Source organism: Burkholderia ubonensis (genome assembly GCF_902833085.1).
Taxonomy (GTDB): Bacteria; Pseudomonadota; Gammaproteobacteria; order Burkholderiales; family Burkholderiaceae; genus Burkholderia; species Burkholderia ubonensis.
Window position 1 is genome coordinate 547,252 of sequence record NZ_CADFEB010000006.1, and the last position, 19,429, is coordinate 566,680.

A 19,429-nucleotide genomic window follows, 5' to 3' on the forward strand; every position below is an offset into this window, starting at 1 on the left:
GCCCCGCTGCTTCCATGTGGATCGTCAACCTCGCGCTCAGGCGCCCGTACACGTTCATCGTAATGGCCATCATGATCGTGCTGGCCACCCCGCTCGCGCTGATGCGCACGCCCGTCGACGTGCTGCCGTCGATCGACATTCCGGTCATCAGCGTGATCTGGAATTACAACGGGCTGTCGGCGAAGGAGATGACGAACCGCATCACCGCGGTGCACGAGCGGGTGCTGACGACGACCGTCAACAACATCCAGCACGTCGAATCGACCACGCTGCCCGGCACGGCCGTCGTCAAGGTGTTCCTGCAGCCGGGCGCGAACGTGCAGACGGCGATCGCGCAGACGGTGTCGTCCGCGCAGGCGATCGTCCGGCAGATGCCGCAGGGCGCGACGCCGCCGCTCGTGATCACCTATTCCGCGTCGAGCATCCCGGTGATCCAGCTCGGGCTGTCGAGCAAGACGCTGAGCGAGCAGTCGCTCGCCGACATCGCGCTGAACTTCCTGCGCCCGCAACTGATCACGATCCCCGGCGCGCAGGTGCCGTTCCCGTACGGCGGGCGCACGCGCGTCGTCGCGGTCGACATCGATTCGAAGGCGCTGATGTCGAAGGGGCTCACGCCCGCCGACGTCGTCAACGCGGTCAACGCGCAGAACCTCGTGCTGCCGACCGGCACCGCGAAGATGGGCCAGACCGAATACCGGGTCGACACCAACGCGTCGGCCGACACGATCGCCGACATCAGCCACATCCCGCTGCAGACGGTGAACGGCGCGACCACCTATCTCGGCGAGGTCGCGGCCGTGCGCGACGGCTTCTCGCCGCAGACCAACGTCGTGCGCCAGAACGGCCAGCGCGGCGTGCTGGTGTCGATCCTGAAGAGCGGCGACGCGTCGACGCTGAAGGTCGTGTCGGACCTGAAGGCGCTGCTGCCGAAGGTCGCGCCGACGCTGCCCGAGGGCCTCACGATCACGCCGCTGTTCGACCAGTCGGTGTTCGTCGACGCCGCCGTGCAGGGCGTGATCCACGAGGCGCTGATCGCCGCCGTGCTGACCGCGATGATGATCCTGCTGTTCCTCGGCAACTGGCGCAGCACGCTGATCATCGCGATCTCGATCCCGCTGTCGATCTTCACGTCGCTGATCGCGCTCGCCGCGCTCGGCGAGACCATCAACATCATGACGCTCGGCGGGCTCGCGCTCGCGGTCGGCATTCTCGTCGACGACGCGACCGTGACGATCGAGAACATCGAGCGCCACCTGCATCTCGGCATGCGCCGGGCCGCCCCAAGCGTGCCGAGCGCCCCCCTCGGGGGGCAGCGACCGAAGGGAGCGTGGGGGTCGTCGTTCGGCACCGCCCTGCACGACGCGATCCGCGAAGGCGCGGGCGAGATCGCGGTGCCGGCGTTCGTGTCGACGCTGTGCATCTGCATCGTGTTCGTGCCGATGTTCTTCCTCACCGGCGTCGCACGCTACCTGTTCGTGCCGCTCGCGGAAGCCGTGGTGTTCGCAATGCTCGCGTCGTACGTGCTGTCGCGCACGCTCGTGCCGACGATGGCGATGCTGCTGTTCCGCCCGCAGCAGGCCGGCACCGGGCCCGACCGTTCGACGTCGCGCTTCGCGCGCATCCATCACCGCTTCAATCACGCGTTCGAGCGACTGCGCGCGTCGTACATCGTGCTGCTCAGCGTGCTGCTGGTGCGCCGCCGCTTCTACGCGATGGGCTTCCTCGGCTTCTGCGTGCTGTCGACGGGGCTCGTGTTCGCACTCGGCCGCGACTTCTTCCCGAACGCCGATTCCGGCAACATCCGGCTGCACATGCGCGCGCCGACCGGCTACCGGATCGAGGAGACCGCGCGCCTCGCGGACCAGGTCGAACGCGTGGTACGGGAAGTCGTCCCGCCGGACGAGCTCGGCGCGATCGTCGACAACCTCGGGCAGCCGATCAGCGGCATCAACCTGTCGTACAGCAACGCGGGCACGATCGGCTCGCTCGACGGCGAGATCCTGATCGCGCTGAAGCCCGGCCACGCGCCGACCCAGCATTACGTCGAGACGCTGCGCGCGCGGCTGCCCGAACGCTTCCCGGGCGCCGAGTTCTTCTTCCAGCCGTCGGACATCATCACGCAGATCCTCAACTTCGGTCAGCCGGCCGCGATCGACGTGCAGGTGCTCGGCAACGATCTCGCGAGTAACATGGCAATCGCGAGCCGCCTGATGAAAAAAGTCAGGCAAATCCCCGGCGCGGTCGACGCGCACGTGCTGCAGCGCAACGACCAGCCGACCCTGGTAGCCGACATGGACCGTACGCGCATGCAGCAGCTGAACCTCTCCGCGCAGAACGTCGCGCAGAACATGCTGATCTCGCTGTCGGGCAGCGCGCAGACGACGCCGTCGTTCTGGGTCAACCCGAAGACCGGCGTGCAATACCCGCTCGCGATCCAGACCCCGCAATACGACATCGGCTCGGTCGGCGACCTGCTCGGCACGCCCGTATCGGCGGGACGCACCGGCGAGCCGCTGCAGCTGCTCGGCAATCTCGTGCAGGTGCGCACCGCGAGCGAGCCGGCCGTGATCACGCACTTCAACATCCGCCCGGCGATCGACCTGTACGTGAGCGTCGAGGGCCGCGACCTCGGCTCGGTCGCGAGCGAGATCGACCGCCTCGTGTCGGACGCGCGCGCGACGCTGCCGCGCGGCACCGCGCTGACGATGCGCGGGCAGATCGAGACGATGCGCACGTCGTATCTCGGCCTCGGCGCGGGCGTCGCGATGGCGATCGTGCTCGTCTACCTGCTGATCGTCGTGAATTTCCAGTCGTGGCTCGACCCGCTGATCATCATCAGCGCGATGCCGGCCGCGCTCGCCGGCATCGCGTGGATGCTGTTCATCACCGGCACGCACCTGAGCGTGCCCGCGCTGACGGGCGCGGTGATGACGGTCGGCGTCGCGACCGCGAACAGCATTCTCGTCGTGTCGTTCGCGCGCCAGCGCCTCGCGGCCGGCGCGCCGCCGCTGACCGCCGCGCTCGAAGCCGGCGCGACCCGCATCCGCCCGGTGCTGATGACCGCGCTCGCGATGATCATCGGCATGGTGCCGATGGCGCTCGGCCTCGGCGAAGGCGCCGAGCAGAACGCGCCGCTCGGCCGCGCGGTGATCGGCGGGCTGCTGTTCGCGACCGCCTCGACGCTGCTGTTCGTTCCGCTCGTGTTCGCCGGCGTGCATGCGCGGCTCGCGCGGCGGCGCGCGCGCAAGGCCGCCGGACACTGATTCCCGCTTATTGACCGGTTGATTACATGGAAGAGAAACATCACAGCTCCGTCGGCATCCAGGTGGACGAACACGGGCTCGACCTGCCCGCGCGGGCCGGCGTATGGCGACGCGCGCGGATCGTGCTGATCGTCGTCGGCGTGCTGCTCGCGGCCGGCGCGGCGCGCACGATCGTCACCGACGTCATGAACCGCAACCGGCTCGATGCGCTGACCGCGCAGAACGCGCGGCAGTACGTGAGCGTCGTGCATCCCGTCGACGCCGCGTCGGGCGGCCGGCTGACGCTGCCCGGCACGCTGCGCGGCTTCGTCGAGGCGCCGATCTTCGCGCGCGCGAACGGCTACGTGCTGCGCTGGCAGGCCGACATCGGCGCGCACGTGAAGCAGGGGCAACTGCTCGCGGAGCTCGACACGCCCGAGCTGAACCAGGAACTCGCGCAGGCCGCCGCGCAGCGCCAGCAGGCGCAGGCCGCGCTCGCGCTCGCGAAGACGTCGTTCGAGCGCGCGCAGCAACTGCGCCAGCGCGACGCGGTTTCGCAGCAGGAGCTCGACGATCGGCAAGGCGCGTACAACCAGGGCACCGCGAACCTCGCCGCGGCCGACGCGAACGTGCGCCGGCTCACCGAGCTGAAGGGCTTCCAGCGCATCGTCGCGCCGATCGACGGGATCGTCACGCAGCGCAACGTCGACGTCGGCGACCTCGTCAGCTCGGGCAACGCGGGCCGGTCGCTGTTCACCGTCGTGCAGGCCGACCGGCTGCGCCTGTACGTGCAGGTGCCGCAGGCATACGCGCAGCAGGTGAAGACCGGCCAGCACGTGACGGTCGCGCAGGCCGAGCTGCCGGGCCGGACCTTCGACGGCACCATCACGCGCACGTCGGAGGCGATCGACGTCGCCACGCGTTCGCTGCAGATCGAGATCACGCTGCCGAACCCGGACGGCCGGCTGCTGCCCGGCACCTACGTGCAGGCGACGCTGCCGACCTCGCCGGTCGGCCGCCTGTCGGTGCCGGCCAACACGCTGCTGTTCCGCGCGGAAGGGCCGACCGTCGCGAGCGTCGACGCGCACGGCGTGGTCCGGCTGAAGCCGGTGAGGGTCGTGCGCACGATCGGCCAGACGCTCGAGATCGACGGCGGCGTGACGCCCGACGATCGCCTCGTCGTGAACCCGAGCGATTCGCTCGCGAACGGCGACCAGGTCGTCGTCGTGAAGCCGGCGCCGAAGCCCGCGTCCGGCGCCGCGGCGGGAGCGAACGCGTGATGCGCGCCCGCTTCGCGCCGCTGCCGGCCGCCCGCGCGGTCGCCCTCGCCGTCGCGCTTGCCGCCCTCGCCGGCTGCACGGTCGGCCCCGACTACCGGCGCCCCGACGTCGAGGCGCCCGCCGCATGGCGGCTCGACCCGGCCGACGCGTACTGGCATCCGGCCGCGCCCGCGCATGCGCCGCTCGCGCCGGCGTGGTGGAGCACGTTCGGCGATGCGCAGCTCGACGCGCTCGAAGCCGACGCGCTGCGCAACAACCAGAGCCTGAAGGTCGTCGCCGCGCGCTACGACCAGGCGAAGGCGACGCTCGCATCGGTCGCGTCCGCGCAGTATCCGGCCGTGAACCTGAACGCGAGCGGCCAGCGCTTCAAGATCTCCGCCGACCGGCCGCAGACGAATTACGCGGTGAAGAGCCAGTCGACCGTGCAGAACGAGATCCAGGTCGGCGCGAGCGTCAGCTACGAGCTCGACCTGTTCGGCCGCGTGCGGCGCAGCGTCGAATCGGCGCAGGCGAGCACCGATGCGGCGCGCGACGATTTCGCGAACGCGCGCCTCGTGCTCACCGCCGATCTCGCGTCGAGCTACTTCGCGCTGCGCGAGCTCGACGCGGAGATCGACGTCGTCGACCGCTCGATCGGCCTGCAGCAGAAGGCGCTCGACTACGTGTCCGCGCGTCACGAGCTCGGCGCGGTGTCGGGCCTCGACCTGCTGCAGCAGCGTGCTCAGCTCGACGCGACCCGCACGCAGGCGCAGTTGCTGCGCCAGCAGCGCGCGCAGGTCGAGACCGCGATCGCGACGCTGGTCGGCACGCCCGCGCCGGCGTTCTCGCTGCCGCCGCGCGTCGTGCCGGTCAACGCACCGGCGCTGCCGACCGGCGTGCCGAGCGACCTGCTGCAGCGCCGCCCCGACGTCGCGTCGGCCGAGCGCGCGATGGCCGCCGCGAACGCGCAGATCGGCGTCGCGCGCGCCGCGTACTTCCCGCGCCTCACGCTGTCGCCCGACATCGGCTGGGACGCGACGCGCTTCTCCGGGCTGTTCACGGTGCCGGCGCTGCTGTGGTCGGTCGGCGCGTCGCTGAGCCAGCCGCTGTTCGAGGGCGGCCGGCTGAAGGCCGGGGTCGATTTCGCGCAGGCCGGCTACGTCGCCGCGCAGGCGAATTACCGGCAGACCGTGCTGACCGCGTTCCAGGAGGTGCAAAATGCGGTCACCGGCCTGTCGGTGCTCGACGAGGCGGCGCGGCAGGCGGCCGCGGCCGTCGACGACGCGCGCAAGCTCGTGTCGCTCGCGCAGGACCGCTATGCGGGCGGCCTGACGCCGTTCATCGACGTGCTGACCGCCGAGCAGCAGCTGCTGACGAGCGAACGGCAGGCGGTGCAGATCCAGGGCCAGCGCGCGGCGCTCGTCGTGTTCCTCGCGAAGGCGCTCGGCGGCGGCTGGGACGGCGGCGCGGCGGCCGCGGTCGAGGCCGCAGCCCCGGCGGTGGGCTCACACTAACCAGACAACGGACCCTGACATGAAAGTCCTGATCGTCGAAGACGAACTCAAGGTCGTCGAATACCTGAAGAGCGGCCTGACCGAGGAAGGCTGGGTCGTCGACACCGCGCTCGACGGCGAGGACGGCGCATGGAAAGCCGTCGAATTCGACTACGACGTGGTGGTGCTCGACGTGATGCTGCCGAAGCTCGACGGCTTCGGCGTGTTGCGCGCGCTGCGCGCGCAGAAGCAGACGCCGGTGATCATGCTGACCGCGCGCGACCGCGTCGACGACCGCGTGCGCGGCCTGCGCGGCGGCGCCGACGACTACCTGACCAAGCCGTTCTCGTTCCTCGAGCTGATCGAGCGGCTGCGCGCGCTGACGCGCCGCGCGCGCGTGCAGGAATCGACGCTGCTCTCGATCGGCGACCTGCGGGTCGACCTGATCGGCCGCCGCGCGACGCGCGACGGCGCACGCCTCGACCTGACCGCGCAGGAGTTCCAGCTGCTCGGCGTGCTCGCGCGCCGCAGCGGCGAGGTGCTGTCGAAGACGACCATCGCCGAGCTCGTGTGGGACGTGAACTTCGACAGCAACGCGAACGTCGTCGAGACCGCGATCAAGCGCCTGCGCGCGAAGCTCGACGGCCCGTTCGCCGACAAGCTGCTGCACACGATCCGCGGGATGGGCTACGTCCTCGAGGAGCGCGAGGCGCGCGAGGACGGCGACGCCGAGAGGCGCGCATGAAACGCTCGATCGCACTGCGCCTGTCCGCGATGTTCGGCATCGTGTCGTTCCTCGTGTTCACGCTGGTCGGGTGCGGCCTGTTCGTGATGATGGAGCGGCAGCTGTTCGCCGAGTTGCGCGCGACGCTCGACACGCGCACCAAGGTGGTCGAGATGATCGTGTCGCATGTGACCACGCCGGCGCGCTGGCACATCACGCAGGAAAAGCTCGCCGATCTCGAACCGCCGGACGGCTCGACGCATTACCGGGTCGACGGCCCGAATCCGGCGTTCCGCTTCGGGCGCGCGGTGGACGGCACGCCGCACGGCGCGCCGTTCGGCGCGTTCCAGCGCTACCGGCTCAACGGCAGCAGCTACGACGTGATGACGAAGACGGTCACGGTGGCCGGCAGCGGCGAGCGCCCCGACCTGACGCTGAGCGTCTCGACGTCGTGCGAGCGCACGCAGCGGATGCTGCGCCGCTACGGCTGGACGCTGGCCGCGCTGATCGCGTTCGCGACCGGCGTCACGCTGCTGCTCGGCCGCGCGGTCGCGCGCTTCGGGCTCGCGCCGCTCGAGCGCATGTCGCAGGAAGCGGCGGCCATCGGCTCCACGAACCGGCACCAGCGGCTGCAGACCGATGCGCTGCCCGCCGAGCTGCGCGAGCTCGCCGCGTCGTTCAACGGCGCGCTCGAACGCATCCAGCAGGCATACGGGCGGCTCGAGGCGTTCAACGCGGACGTCGCGCACGAGCTGCGCACGCCGGTCAGCATCCTGATCGGCCAGACCCAGGTCGCGCTGACGAGCCGTGACCGCTCGGTCGAGCGGATGCGCCAGACGCTGCAGTCGAACCTCGAGGAATTCGAGCGGCTGCGCGTGATCGTCAACGACATGCTGTTCCTGTCGCGCAGCGATCGCGGCGAACGCGCGACCGACCTGAAGGACGTGTCGCTCGCCGACGAAGTGCGGCGCATGCTCGACTTCCTCGAAATCCCGCTCGACGAGGCGCAGCTGCGCGCCGAGCTGCACGGCGACGCGCGCGCGAGCGTCGATCCGTCGCTGTTCCGCCGCGCGATGACGAACCTGCTGATCAACGCGATCCAGCATTCGGCGCCGGGCGCGCTGCTGCGCGTGACGATCGCGCGGCGCGACGTGCTCGTCGAGGTGTCGGTCGCGAACCCCGGCGAGCCGATCGAGGTCGGCCAGCGCGCGCACATGTTCGAACGCTTCTACCGGCTCGAGGAAGCGCGCGTGAACAGCAAGGAGAACCACGGGCTCGGGCTGTCGATCGTCAAGGCCGTCGCGGAGATGCACGGCGGCAGCGTGTTCGTCGCCTGCGCGGGCGGCGTCAATACGTTCGGGTTTTCCGTCGCGACGCAGCCGTGCACGCCCGGCGAACCGCTCGCCGCGGAGCCGGCCCGCGCGACCGGCACACCCACGGCGCACGCACCGCGCGCACTGCACTGACGGCCGTCCCGAAGTTCGCACCGTCAGCCGAGGGCAGTTTTCTTCAATACCTGCCCGCCCCGCTCCTTTAGCCTCGATGCGACTTTCGATCCGCATGGAGGCATGGCATGAGCATTCTGGTTTCAATGGCGGCGTTCGCGCTCGCATCGTCGATCACTCCCGGCCCCGTCAACATCGTCGCGCTGAGTGCCGGCGCGCGCTACGGCCTCGGCGCGAGCCTGCGCTACGCGGCCGGCGCGACGCTCGGCTTCGTCGCGCTGTTCCTGCTGATCGGGCTCGGCCTGCACGCGGCGCTGGTGCGCTGGCCGGTGTTGACGACGGCGACGCAATGGTCCGGCATCGCGTTCCTGCTGTACATGGCGCTGCGCCTCGCGCTCGACGACGGGAGGCTCGCGCCGGACGCGCAGGTCGCCGGCCCGTCCGCGGCCTCGGGCGCGGCGATGCAATGGCTGAATCCGAAGGCGTGGCTCGCGTGCGTCGCCGCGATGGGCGCGTACGCGGCCGACGGCGACCGGGTGCTGATCTGGCAGTTTGCCGCGCTGTATCTGGTGATCTGTTTCGCGTCGATCGCGTGCTGGTCGTATGCGGGCGCGTCGCTGCGGCACCGGCTCGCGAATGCGGCCCGGATGCGCGTGTTCAACCGGCTGATGGCGCTGCTGCTCGCGGGCAGCGCGCTTTTCCTGCTCGACGCCTAGCCGGCCGCGCCCAGCCGGCCATGCCTAGCGCGAAACGCCGGCCGCGCCGCGATACTGCCCCGGCGTCGCCGCCGCGATGCGCCGGAATGCGCGCTGGAAATGCGCCTGATCGGCGAACCCCGCGTCGAGCGCGACGTCCGCGATCGGCCGTCCGCGGCGCAGCTCGGCGCGGCCGTACTGCACGCGGCGGTCGATCAGGAACGCGTGCGGCGTCATCCCGTAGCGCGCGTTGAATGCGCGGATCAGGTACGACGGCGACAGCTCGGCCGCCGCGCAGATGGCATCGAGCGTCACCGCGTCGCGGCAGTGCGCGGCGATGTAGTCGGCGGCGCGCGCGAGCTTCGCATTGTCGGCGGCGCACGGCGCGCGCGGCGCGGCCGGGTCGAGCGCGTCGTGCAGCTGCGTGAAGAACTCGACGGCGGCGCTTTCCTTGCCGAGCGGCTCGACGCCGGGTGCGACGAGCGTCCGGTAGAAGCGGCCGAATTGCGCGAACAGGTCGCGCCGCACGCTCAACGTCTGCGAAAAACCGTGAAAATCCATGTTCGGATCGCGGCCGAGCGCATGCTGCAGCCGCGCGAGCCACGGCACGTCGACGTATACCATCCGGTAGGCCCACGCGTCGCGCCCGTACGGATTGCACGCATGCACCTGTTCGGGATCGATGATCACGAGCGCGCCGGACCCGACGCGCTCCTGCGTCGCGCCATTCACGTAGGTGCTCGTGCCGCCGACGACCGCGCCGAGCGAGAACGTGTCGTGCGTGTGCTTCGCATAGCAGATCGTGCGCCCGTCGTCGACGGTGCGCGCCTCGATGAACGGCAGCGCGGCATCGCGCCAGAACGGCGACGGCACGGCGGGTTTGGCGGAACGGCTCACGCGGACGGGCTCCCGGATCGGACGGCGAACGCATACGGTACAGGACCGCCCCGCGCGAGGCAATCGCATGACCGGCCACTGCCGAATCGCGCGGTTTCGCCTAAGCTTGGAATTCCGGCCGCCGGGGCAGGCCCGACGGCTTCCTTCCCCCCATCGCACTTCACACGTATGCACATCGATCTGAGTGGCAAGACCGCGGTCGTCACCGCTTCCACCGCCGGCATCGGGCTGGCGATCGCCGAAGGGCTCGCGCGCGCCGGCGCGCGCGTCGTCGTCAACGGCCGCAGCGAAACGTCGGTGCAGGCGGCGCTCGCGCACCTGCGCAGCGTAGCGCCGGGCGCGACCGTCGAAGGCGTCGCCGCCGACCTGTCCGACGCGGACGGCGCAGCACGCTTGACGCGCGCCATGCCGCAGGCCGACATCCTCGTCAACAATGCGGGCATCTACGGCCTGAAGCCGTTCTTCGACATCGACGACGCCGAATGGACGCACTACTTCCAGACGAACGTGATGTCCGGCGTGCGGCTCGCGCGGCATTACATGAAGGGGATGCTCGAGCGCGACTGGGGGCGCGTCGTGTTCATCTCGTCGGAATCGGCGCTGAACATCCCGGTCGACATGATCCACTACGGCTTCACGAAAACCGCGCAGCTGTCGATCGCACGCGGGCTCGCGAAGCTCGCGGCCGGCAGCCGGGTCACGGTCAATTCGGTGCTGCCGGGGCCGACGCTGTCGGAAGGCGTGCGCACGCTGCTGAAGGAAACCGCCGACGAGACCGGCCGCAGCGTCGACGAGGTCGCGATCGAATTCGTGCGCACGCATCGTTCGAGCTCGATCATCCAGCGGCCGGCAACGCCGGCGGAAGTCGCGAACCTGGTGGTGTACGTGTGCTCGCCGCAGGCGTCGGCGACGACGGGCGCCGCGCTGCGGGTCGATGGGGGCGTGGTCGATACGATCGCGTGACGGCGGCCGGGCGCGCTACCGCGCGCTGACCTTCTTCGTCTGCAGCAGCCCCTTGCGATCGGCGTCCATGCAGGTCTCGAAGCCATGGCGCGTGACGACGCCCGCCTCGTCGAACACGACGAAATACGACCGATACTGGTCGCCGTGGTCGAGCCGGTAGTTGTAGCAGACGCCGCTGCCGTTGCGGACCATCCACACGCTGCGCGGATTGCCGCCCGCGCGAATGACGTCGGCGCGCGTCGCGCCGCGCGCCGACGCGGCCTTCGGCACCGGCAGGCGCGAATACGAAAACGGCAGCAGCGCTTCAAACCACGCGCAGCCGCTGATCATCAGGCAGCCCGCCGCCAGGGAGAGCGCCGCTGCGGGCCGGGACATCGGGATCGATCGCATGCTCGGAAAATCTGCTGCGCCAGGCCGGCGCGGTCGAAAGCCCTCATGCTACTCGACCTTCGGGGCCGGATCGAAAAACTTTTGTGTAGATAAATGCTCTAGCCCGCTACGGCGCGGCTCGCCGCGCGCGCGAATCGTGACGCAATGTTGCGGCGCCGTTGCGACCGCACGATGCGCGGCCCGCCGCTCGTCAGGCGACCCACTCGGCCCAGAGCATCGTCAGCACGGTCATCAGCGCGGGGCCGATGAACAGGCCGAGCAGGCCGAACGTCTCGGCGCCGCCGAGAATGCCGAACAGCACGAGCAGGAACGGCAGCCGTGCGGAGCTGCCGATCAGCACCGGCCGCACGAAGTGCTCGGCGACGAACACGACGACGAAGCCGGTCGCAGCCACCGCCACCGCCCACGCGGTCGCGCCCTGCACGAACAGCCACAGCGCCGCGCCGCAGAACACGAGCGGCGCGCAGAACGGCAGCATCGCGGCGACCGCCGTGACGAGCCCGAGCAACGCCGCATGCGGCACGCCCGCGAGCACGTAGGCGATGCCGAGCAGCGCGCCTTCGCCGAGCCCGACGACGACGAGGCCCGTCACCGTGCCGTGCACGGCCGCCGCCATCCGCTCGATCAGCTGCGCGCCGTTGCCGCCGAACGCGCGCTGCACGCCCTGCAGCAGCGCGCCCGACAGCTTGTGGCCCGCGCGCAGGATCACGAACAGCGTGACCAGCATGAAGCCGAATTCGAGCACCGCATGCGCGAGCTTCGAGCCGAATTGCCGGCCGAACGCGATGAAGGTCTCGCTGTTGACGCCCTTCATCGCGGTCTCCGCATGCAGCGGATGCCCGAGATGGGCCTGCCACCACGCGGCGACCTGCGGCGCGCCGACCGGCAGCCGGGCGACCATGTCGGGCACCGGAATGCCGTTGTCCTGCACTGTGCGCAGCCATTCGCGCAGGTCGTGCGCCTGCCCGATCGCCTGGATCAGCGCGATCGCCACCGGCAGCACGACGAGCAGCGACACCGCGGCCGTGATGACGGTCGCGACGACGGTCGGCCGCTCGCGGAACAGCCGGTGCGACTCGAAGCGCTCGAGCAGCGGCCACAATGCGATCGCGATCACGCACGCCCACGCGATCGCCGGGATGAACGCGCGGATCACCCACAGCGCGAGCGCCAGCAGTCCCGCATAGAGGACCACCCGCGCGATCTGTTGCGCGCCCGGACGCGCGGCGGAATCGGAAGACGGCGGTACGTTTGCGCCCATGAGCCCTCGGTCGAAAGAAAAAACGGCGGTTCGCGCAGGCGACGTGCGTCGCGCGAACCGCCATTCTATCGGCGTCGGTGCCGGATCAGCCATCGCGCGCGGCGCACTCCTGCCCGCCGCGCGACGGCGCGCCCGGGGTCAGGCCGCCTTGGCCGCGAGCTTGTAGCGTTCGAGCCAGTGCGCGTACGGCGCGGGCAGCGTCCACGACGGCCGCTCGACGCCGAGCTGCTTGGCCGCGTAATACGGCCAGTGCGGATCGGCAAGGTGCGCGCGGCCGACCATCACGAGATCGAGCTGCTGGTCCGCGACCACGCGTTCGGCGAGCTGCGGTGTGTCGATCCCCCACGCGGACGCGACCGGCAGCCCGGCCTCGCGGCGCACCCGCTCGGCGACCGGCGCGAGGAACGCCGGGCCCCACGGAATCCGCGCGTCGGGCGTCGAGAAGCCGACCGACACGCTCAGCAGGTCGAGCCCTTCCGCCTTCAGGCGCTGCGTGAGCGCGATCGATTCGGCGAGCGTCTCGTCGTCGCGGCCGTCGTATTCGATCACGCCGAGCCGCGCGGTCAGCGGCAGGTGCTCCGGCCACACCTTGCGCACGGCCGCGAGCGTCTCGACGAGGAAGCGGCCGCGATTGTCGGCCGAGCCGCCGTACGCGTCGTCGCGATGGTTCGAATGCACCGAGAAGAAGCTCTGGCCCAGATAGCCGTGCGCGAAATGCAGCTCGAGCCATTCGAAGCCGATGTCGCGCGCGCGTTTGGCCGCCGCGACGAAGTCCGCCTGCACGCGCGCGATGTCGTCGCGCGTCATCTCGCGCGGCACCTTCGGCAGGTGCGCGCCGAACGGCACGGCCGACGGCGCGATGGTCGGCCAGCCGTGCGGATCGCCGTCGGCGATGTGATCGTCGCCTTCCCACGGACGGTTCGCGCTCGCCTTGCGGCCCGCGTGCGCGAGCTGGATGCCCGGCACCGCGCCCGCCGCCTTGATCGCGGCGACCGACGGCGCGAACGCTTGCGCCTGCGCGTCGGTCCACAGCCCCGCGCAGCCCGGCGTGATGCGTCCTTCCGGCGCCACCGCGGTCGCCTCGGCGATCACGAGGCCCGCGCCGCCGCGCGCGATGCCGGCGAGGTGCACGTGATGCCAGTCGTTGACGACGCCGTCTTCGGCGACGTACTGGCACATCGGCGGCACCGCGATCCGGTTGCGCAGCGTGACATCCTTGAGTTTGAACGGTTCGAACAGGGCAGACATCCACGACTCCTTTGATTGGTCCTGCAAAACGACAGCACGGGTACGGCCCGCCGCGCGACGCGCGGCGGAACGATCCGGGATGCCCGCCGGCACGGGCCGGCGGGCGACGAAAACGGGCGGCGCCGCAACGTTCGGCGCCGCGCGGGGGCTACGCGCGCTTGAGCTGCGCGAGCAGCGCGTCGGCCGCCGGCGCCGACGACGCCGGGTTCTGGCCGGTGATCAGCAGCCCGTCGACCACGACGTGCGGCGCCCAGTCGGGGCCGTGCTCGTAGCGCGCGCCGTTGGTCTCGAGCATGTCCTGCACGAGGAACGGCACGACTTCGGTCAGCTCGACGGCGGCTTCCTCGCTGTTCGAGAAGCCGGTCACGCGCTTGCCGCGCACCACCGATTCGGCCGTCTTCGGGTCCTTCACGTGGCGCAGCACGCCCGGCGCATGGCACACCAGCGCGACCGGCTTGCCGGCGCCGAGCGTGCGCTCGATCAGCGAGACCGAATGCAGGTCCTCGGCGAGATCCCACAGCGGGCCGTGGCCGCCCGGATAGAACACCGCGTCGTAGTCGTCGGGCAACACGTCGGCGAGCTTGCGCGTGGCGGCCAGCTCGGCTTTCGCGGCCGCGTCCGCTTCGAAGCGGCGGGTCGCGTCGGTCTGCGCGGACGGATCGCTGCTCTTCGGATCGAGCGGCGGCTGCCCGCCCAGCGGCGACACGAGCGTCAATTCCGCGCCCGCGTCCTTGAACGCGTAGTACGGCGCAGCCAGCTCCTCGAGCCAGAAGCCCGTCTTCTTGCCGGTGTCGCCAAGGGTGTCGTGCGACGTCAGGACAACCAGAATCTTCATGATCGGGCATTCCTCTTCGAAAGGGTGGAAACAGGGCCGCGCATCGTGCGCCTGCCCGTTAATCAAATATGGCACGTCGACGTGCGGTACGCGTCATCGAGGGCCGCCATGCGAACTCTCTATTAGACCAGTCGTCTCGGCAAGTTCCGCAATGAAGCCCGATGACATCGCGCAAACCCGCTAGCGATCCGTTGCCTCACGTCGGCAGCCGCGCCGAGTGGGCGCCGCTGCATTCGACAGGCTGGATGATAGCCGCCGATTAGACCAGTCGTCTAGGAAAATGGGGATACGACCTTATGGTCATCATGGATTTCATCGCGCGCCGGCGCGCGGCCGTCTCGGCGCGCACCGGCCACGCGTCTCGTGCCGCGCGCTACCCGCGCGGCGGCCCGTCCGTGTCCCCTGCTTCGACGACCGGCATTTCGAGCCGCTGCCCGCGGCCGCCGCCGTCGATCATCCCGAGCATCAGTTCCGCGAGCGACCGCCCGGTCGCGTGCCCGGTCGGCTGCACGATCGCCGTCACGCGATGCGGATGCGCGACGTCGTCGGGCACGCCGTCGTAGACGATCAGCGACAGTTCCTCGCCCAGCCGCCGCCCGCTGTCGGCGATCGCGCGAAACGCGCCGCTGCCCGCGATGTTGTTGTCGACGAAAATCGCGGTCGGCGGCTCGGCGAGCGCGAGCAGCGCGCGCGCCGCCTGCAGGCCGCCGTCGCGCGTGAACGGGCACTCGACCCGCAGCGCCGGGTCCGGCTCGATGCCGGCCTCGCGCAGCGCGGCGTCGAAGCCCGCGCGCCGCTGCGCCGCGAAATTCAGCGTCAGCGGCGCGCCGATCATCGCGATGCGCCGGTGCCCGAACCCGATCAGCCGCTCGACGGCCGCCTTCGCGCCGGCCGCGTTGTCGAAGTCGAACCACGCGTACGGCTCCGTGCGCTCGGTGCGGCCGTACGCGACATACGGAAACCCGCGCGATGCGAGGAACGCGATGCGCGGATCGTCGACGAGCGTGCGCGCGACGATCAGCCCGTCGACGAGCTTGCCGTCGACGAGCCGCCGGTAGGTGTCCAGCTCCGCATTCGGCCGCGCGGACACGATGAAGAAATCGAGGTTGCGCTCGGCAAGCCGCTCGGTGATCCCCGCGACGACTTCGCCGAAGCGCGGATCGCCGAGATCGCCCGCGCCGAACGGATAGACGATCCCGATCGCATCCGCGCGCCCGGTCGCGAGGCGGCGCGCGGTCGGGTCCGCGACGTAGCCCATCTCGCGCGCGGCCTTCATCACCCGTTCGCGGGTCGCCGCGCTCACGTCGTCATAGCCGTTCAGCGCCCGGCTGACCGTCGTGCGCGACAGCCCGAGCGCATCCGAGAGCGCCTTCAGATTCACCTTCACCGTCGTTCCTCGCATTCGCCAGTCCATCCGGCCGCCTCCGACCGGGTAATTATTTCCATTTGGTAAGCATTACCGTCAAATAAATATCTTTTGACGACCAAACCGGTTTGAAATAGCATCCAAACCGGTTTGGACATCGATGCCACCTTAAGCCGTTCCCTTTCACCGTCAAACGAAACAACGCCGAGATGACATACTTTCCCTTTTTCCGCTCGCCCCAGGGCAAACGTTTGCCGCTCGCTGGCTGCGCACTGGCCGCCTTCGCGGCTTTCGCCGTCGTTGCCCATGCGCAGACCGCCGGCGCCCCTCAGCCCACGCCGCACACGCAGCAGGCGTACGACCCCGAAGGCAACTTCACGATGCGCTGGACCCGCGCCGACATCCGTCAGATCGTCACCCAGTCGCACACCGCCGGCGCTGATCGGAACTCACTGCCGCAAGCCCTGACGATGCCGGACATCCCGCAGGATTTCCCGCTGATCAACTCGAACGTGTGGGTCTGGGACACGTGGCCGCTCGCCGACCTGCGCGCGAACCAGCTCAGCTACAAGGGCTGGGAGGTGATCTTCTCGCTCACCGCCGACCCGCATGCCGGCTACACGTTCGACGACCGCCACGTGCACGCGCGGATCGGCTTCTTCTACCGCCGCGCGGGCATTCCCGCGTCGCAGCGACCGGCGAACGGCGGCTGGACCTGGGGCGGCCACCTGTTCCCGGACGGCGCGAGCGCCAAGGTGTTCGGCACCTCGCCGATGACCAACAACGCCGAATGGTCGGGCTCCGCGCGCCTCACGCAAGGCGACAACGTCAGCCTCTACTACACCGCGACGTCGTTCAACCGCTCGGCGCCGGGCGGCGCGGACATCACGCCGCCGCAGGCGATCATCACGCGCGCCGACGGCCACATCCATGCCGACGACAAGCACGTGTGGTTCAGCGGCTTCGACGATCACAAGGCGCTGCTGCAGCCGGACGGCAACTACTACCAGACCGGCCAGCAGAACACCTACTTCTCGTTCCGCGACCCGTTCGTGTTCACCGATCCCGCGCACCCGGGCAAGACCTACATGGTGTTCGAGGGCAACACGGGCGGCCCGCGCGGCGCGCGCACCTGCACTGAAGCCGACCTCGGCTACGCGCCGAACGATCCGTACAAGGAAGACCTCAACGCGGTGATGAATGCCGGCGCAGTGTATCAAAAGGCCAACGTCGGCCTCGCGGTCGCGACGAACCCGCAACTGACCGCATGGAAGTTCCTGCCGCCGATCCTGTCGGCGAACTGCGTCGACGACCAGACCGAGCGTCCGCAGATCTACCTGAAGGACGGCAAGTACTACCTGTTCACGATCAGCCACCGCAACACGATGGCGGCGGGCGTCGACGGCCCGGACGGCGTGTACGGCTTCGTCGGCAACGGCATCCGCAGCGATTTCCTGCCGCTGAACGGCGGCAGCGGCCTCGTGCTCGGCAACCCGACCGACCTCTCCGCGCCGGCCGGCCAGCCGTACTCGCAGGACCCGAACCAGAACCCGCGCGAATTCCAGTCGTATTCGCACTTCGTGATGCCGGGCGGGCTCGTCGAGTCGTTCATCGACGCGATCGGCCCGCGCCGCGGCGGCACGCTCGCGCCGACGGTGAAGGTCAACATCAACGGCACGTCGACGGCGGTGGTCCGCCAGTACGGCCGCGGTGGTCTCGGCGGCTACGGCGACATCCCCTCGAACCTGCCCGCGCAGGGCCCCGGCCACTGACGACGGCGGCGCACAGTCACGCGCAGCGCGCGCGTATCGGGCGTGTCCCGTGCGCGCGCGTGCCGTCACCCTCTGCCTGCCGCGCGCTGCGCCGCCAATCCGCATCCGGCGCGCAGCGCGCGGCGGTCCGCTTCGCCGGACGCAGCCTGGAACCACGCATGAGATTCACGCTACCCCGTTTTCCCTTTCACGCGGCACTGCTGCTCGCGTGCACGGCCGGCGCGCACGCCGCCGCGCCCTACGTCGCCCCCTGCGCCGCACCCGCCGCAGACGGCACGCCGCAATGGCGGCCAGCGATTCACTACACGCCGCGTCGCAACTGGATGAACGACCCGAACGGCCTCGTCTACGAGAACGGCCGCTATCACCTGTTCTATCAGTTCAATCCGGCCGGCAACGACTGGGGCAACATGTCCTGGGGCCACGCGACCAGCACCGACCTCGTCCACTGGCGCGAGCAGCCGGTCGCGATGCGCGCGAACGCGACCGAGGAGATTTTTTCCGGCTCGATCGTCGCCGATACCCGCAACACGTCCGGCCTCGGCGCGCCGGGGCAGACGCCGCTCGTCGCGCTGTATACGAGCGTCTACAAGACGGGTTCCGGCCACGCGCCCGGCACGCAGGCGCAGTCGCTCGCATACAGCCTCGATCACGGCGCGACCTGGCGGCCGTACGCGCACAACCCGGTGCTCACGCTCGATCCGGAATCGAAGCAGTTCCGCGACCCGAAGGTGTCGTGGTACGCGCCGGGCGGGTACTGGCTGATGACGACGGTCGTCGCCGATGCGCAGGTCGTGAAGCTCTACCGCTCCGACGACCTGATCCACTGGGCGTTCCTGAGCGACTTCACGCTGCCCGGCGTGCCGCACGACGGCGCGCTGTGGGAAATGCCCGACCTGATTGCGCTGCCGCTCGACGGCGATCCGGCGCGGGTCAAGTGGGTGATGATCGTCAACGTCAATCCGTGGTCGATCGCGGGCGGCTCGGGGGCGATGTACTTCGTCGGCGACTTCGACGGCCGCACGTTCACGCCCGATCGCGTCGCGCCGGCCGGCTCCGATCCCGCGCAGTTCCGCTGGGTCGATCACGGCGCGGATTTCTACGCGGCCGGCACGTTCTCGGGCGCGCCGGGCACGCAACCGGTCGGCATCGCGTGGATGAGCAACTGGGACTATGCGGCCAAGGTGCCGACGACACCGTGGCGCGGCGCGATGACGCTGCCGCGCGCGTTCGCGCTGAAGACGATCGACGGCGAGCCGCGGCTCGTCGTCACGCCGGCTCCGGCGTTCGACGCGTGGGCGGACGGCCGGCCCGCGACGCATCTCGGCGATGTGAGCGTCGCGTCGGCGACGCGTGAGCTGCCGGCCGCGACGCGCGGCACGGTGCAGCGGATCACGCTGACGCTCACGCCGCGGTCCGCCGCGCGCGCAGGGCTCGTCGTGCGGCGCTCGGCGGATGGCGCGATCGGCACGCGGATCGTCTACGACACGGCGAAGCAGACGTTGACGCTCGACCGGTCGCAATCCGGCGAGTCGAATTTCTCGAACGCGTTCAGCCGCCAGCACATCGTGAACCTGCCGCTGCAGAACGGGCGGCTGCCGCTAGAGATCGTCGTCGATCGCGGCTCGGTCGAAGTGTTCGCCGGCCATGGCCGCACCGCGATCACCGACCTGATCTTCCCGCCCGGCGACGCCGATCGCGTCGCCGTGTTCGCGGAACATGGCGGCGCGACGTTCGGCGGGCTGACGGTGACGAACCTCGCGGGGCCGGACGACGCCGGCCGTGCGTGCGACGCGCCGCGCTAGCCGCGCGAACGCGCCGGCTGACGGCGGGCGTCCG

At 70.2% G+C, this 19,429-nt stretch carries 16 protein-coding genes; 9 read left to right on the plus strand and 7 right to left on the minus strand.

Features of this window, described 5'->3' with window-relative positions; translation table 11 throughout:
- The first annotated feature begins 14 nt into the window (after window positions 1-14).
- From HWX31_RS19545 to HWX31_RS19570, 6 genes are all read left to right on the plus strand, one after another.
- Window positions 15-3,263 carry an efflux RND transporter permease subunit gene (locus tag HWX31_RS19545; RefSeq protein WP_174963202.1) on the plus strand — a complete coding sequence of 1,083 codons (3,249 nt, stop codon included), beginning with the start codon at window positions 15-17 and terminating at the stop codon, window positions 3,261-3,263.
- 26 nt (window positions 3,264-3,289) lie between these two features.
- Complete coding sequence (locus HWX31_RS19550) at window positions 3,290-4,522, plus strand: efflux RND transporter periplasmic adaptor subunit (RefSeq protein WP_174963200.1); 1,233 nt, start codon at window positions 3,290-3,292, stop codon at window positions 4,520-4,522.
- Window positions 4,522-6,015 (plus strand): efflux transporter outer membrane subunit, encoded by a 1,494-nt coding sequence (locus HWX31_RS19555; RefSeq protein ID WP_174963239.1) that lies wholly within the window; start codon window positions 4,522-4,524, stop codon window positions 6,013-6,015. The genes HWX31_RS19550 and HWX31_RS19555 overlap by 1 nt, the downstream gene beginning before the upstream one ends.
- A 19-nt stretch (window positions 6,016-6,034) precedes the next feature.
- On the plus strand, window positions 6,035-6,739 hold the full coding sequence (locus HWX31_RS19560) for a heavy metal response regulator transcription factor (protein ID WP_174963198.1): 705 nt from the start codon (window positions 6,035-6,037) through the stop codon (window positions 6,737-6,739).
- Entirely contained in the window at window positions 6,736-8,184 is a 1,449-nt protein-coding gene (locus tag HWX31_RS19565; protein ID WP_174963196.1) for a heavy metal sensor histidine kinase, read from the plus strand. Before HWX31_RS19560 ends, HWX31_RS19565 begins: the two co-directional genes overlap by 4 nt.
- 107 nt (window positions 8,185-8,291) lie before the next feature.
- Window positions 8,292-8,879, plus strand: coding sequence for a LysE family translocator (locus tag HWX31_RS19570; RefSeq protein WP_045564882.1), 588 nt, complete (start codon window positions 8,292-8,294; stop codon window positions 8,877-8,879).
- A gap of 24 nt (window positions 8,880-8,903) precedes the next feature.
- Here HWX31_RS19570 and HWX31_RS19575 read toward each other — a convergent pair whose 3' ends face one another.
- Window positions 8,904-9,755, minus strand: coding sequence for an AraC family transcriptional regulator (locus HWX31_RS19575; protein WP_174963194.1), 852 nt, complete (start codon window positions 9,753-9,755; stop codon window positions 8,904-8,906).
- A 168-nt stretch (window positions 9,756-9,923) separates the two neighbouring features.
- On the opposite strand from HWX31_RS19575, the gene HWX31_RS19580 reads away from it, so the two are divergent.
- A complete protein-coding gene (locus tag HWX31_RS19580) occupies window positions 9,924-10,718 on the plus strand; it encodes an SDR family NAD(P)-dependent oxidoreductase (RefSeq protein ID WP_174963192.1) in 795 nt (264 codons plus the stop codon).
- A gap of 15 nt (window positions 10,719-10,733) precedes the next feature.
- Here the strand turns inward: HWX31_RS19580 and HWX31_RS19585 are convergent, their stop codons facing one another.
- The 6 genes from HWX31_RS19585 to HWX31_RS19610 form a co-directional block, all read right to left on the minus strand.
- On the minus strand, window positions 10,734-11,108 hold the full coding sequence (locus HWX31_RS19585) for a hypothetical protein (RefSeq protein ID WP_059613270.1): 375 nt from the start codon (window positions 11,106-11,108) through the stop codon (window positions 10,734-10,736).
- Window positions 11,109-11,298: 190 nt separating this feature from the next.
- The gene (locus tag HWX31_RS19590; protein WP_174963190.1) at window positions 11,299-12,369 is read right to left on the minus strand and encodes an AI-2E family transporter; all 1,071 of its coding nucleotides are present in this window, start codon (window positions 12,367-12,369) and stop codon (window positions 11,299-11,301) included.
- 138 nt (window positions 12,370-12,507) lie between these two features.
- Entirely contained in the window at window positions 12,508-13,617 is a 1,110-nt protein-coding gene (locus HWX31_RS19595; RefSeq protein WP_174963188.1) for an NADH:flavin oxidoreductase/NADH oxidase, read from the minus strand.
- Between the two features lie 148 nt (window positions 13,618-13,765).
- Window positions 13,766-14,452, minus strand: coding sequence for a type 1 glutamine amidotransferase domain-containing protein (locus tag HWX31_RS19600; RefSeq protein ID WP_059613275.1), 687 nt, complete (start codon window positions 14,450-14,452; stop codon window positions 13,766-13,768).
- 373 nt (window positions 14,453-14,825) lie between these two features.
- On the minus strand, window positions 14,826-15,854 hold the full coding sequence (locus tag HWX31_RS19605; RefSeq protein ID WP_174963186.1) for a substrate-binding domain-containing protein: 1,029 nt from the start codon (window positions 15,852-15,854) through the stop codon (window positions 14,826-14,828).
- Window positions 15,836-16,126, minus strand: a complete 291-nt coding sequence (locus HWX31_RS19610; protein WP_174963101.1) for a hypothetical protein — start codon at window positions 16,124-16,126, stop codon at window positions 15,836-15,838. The genes HWX31_RS19605 and HWX31_RS19610 overlap by 19 nt, the downstream gene beginning before the upstream one ends.
- On the opposite strand from HWX31_RS19610, the gene HWX31_RS19615 reads away from it, so the two are divergent.
- The gene (locus HWX31_RS19615; RefSeq protein WP_174963184.1) at window positions 16,028-17,590 is read left to right on the plus strand and encodes a glycoside hydrolase family 68 protein; all 1,563 of its coding nucleotides are present in this window, start codon (window positions 16,028-16,030) and stop codon (window positions 17,588-17,590) included. The genes HWX31_RS19610 and HWX31_RS19615 overlap by 99 nt on opposite strands.
- A 158-nt stretch (window positions 17,591-17,748) precedes the next feature.
- Complete coding sequence (locus HWX31_RS19620) at window positions 17,749-19,395, plus strand: glycoside hydrolase family 32 protein (protein ID WP_174963182.1); 1,647 nt, start codon at window positions 17,749-17,751, stop codon at window positions 19,393-19,395.
- Window positions 19,396-19,429 lie beyond the last annotated feature (34 nt).

What these genes read in the sequence shown, in the direction of transcription:
- HWX31_RS19550 (WP_174963200.1), top strand. Translation starts at nt 3,290, where the DNA reads ATGGAAGAGAAACATCACAGCTCCGTCGGCATCCAGGTGGACGAACAC.
- HWX31_RS19565 (WP_174963196.1), top strand. Translation starts at nt 6,736, where the DNA reads ATGAAACGCTCGATCGCACTGCGCCTGTCCGCGATGTTCGGCATCGTG.
- HWX31_RS19585 (WP_059613270.1), bottom strand. Translation starts at nt 11,108, where the DNA reads ATGCGATCGATCCCGATGTCCCGGCCCGCAGCGGCGCTCTCCCTGGCG.
- HWX31_RS19620 (WP_174963182.1), top strand. Translation starts at nt 17,749, where the DNA reads ATGAGATTCACGCTACCCCGTTTTCCCTTTCACGCGGCACTGCTGCTC.
- HWX31_RS19570 (WP_045564882.1), top strand. Translation starts at nt 8,292, where the DNA reads ATGAGCATTCTGGTTTCAATGGCGGCGTTCGCGCTCGCATCGTCGATC.
- HWX31_RS19595 (WP_174963188.1), bottom strand. Translation starts at nt 13,617, where the DNA reads ATGTCTGCCCTGTTCGAACCGTTCAAACTCAAGGATGTCACGCTGCGC.
- HWX31_RS19555 (WP_174963239.1), top strand. Translation starts at nt 4,522, where the DNA reads ATGCGCGCCCGCTTCGCGCCGCTGCCGGCCGCCCGCGCGGTCGCCCTC.
- HWX31_RS19610 (WP_174963101.1), bottom strand. Translation starts at nt 16,126, where the DNA reads ATGGGCAACGACGGCGAAAGCCGCGAAGGCGGCCAGTGCGCAGCCAGC.
- HWX31_RS19590 (WP_174963190.1), bottom strand. Translation starts at nt 12,369, where the DNA reads ATGGGCGCAAACGTACCGCCGTCTTCCGATTCCGCCGCGCGTCCGGGC.
- HWX31_RS19600 (WP_059613275.1), bottom strand. Translation starts at nt 14,452, where the DNA reads ATGAAGATTCTGGTTGTCCTGACGTCGCACGACACCCTTGGCGACACC.
- HWX31_RS19615 (WP_174963184.1), top strand. Translation starts at nt 16,028, where the DNA reads ATGACATACTTTCCCTTTTTCCGCTCGCCCCAGGGCAAACGTTTGCCG.
- HWX31_RS19545 (WP_174963202.1), top strand. Translation starts at nt 15, where the DNA reads ATGTGGATCGTCAACCTCGCGCTCAGGCGCCCGTACACGTTCATCGTA.
- HWX31_RS19580 (WP_174963192.1), top strand. Translation starts at nt 9,924, where the DNA reads ATGCACATCGATCTGAGTGGCAAGACCGCGGTCGTCACCGCTTCCACC.
- HWX31_RS19560 (WP_174963198.1), top strand. Translation starts at nt 6,035, where the DNA reads ATGAAAGTCCTGATCGTCGAAGACGAACTCAAGGTCGTCGAATACCTG.
- HWX31_RS19605 (WP_174963186.1), bottom strand. Translation starts at nt 15,854, where the DNA reads ATGCGAGGAACGACGGTGAAGGTGAATCTGAAGGCGCTCTCGGATGCG.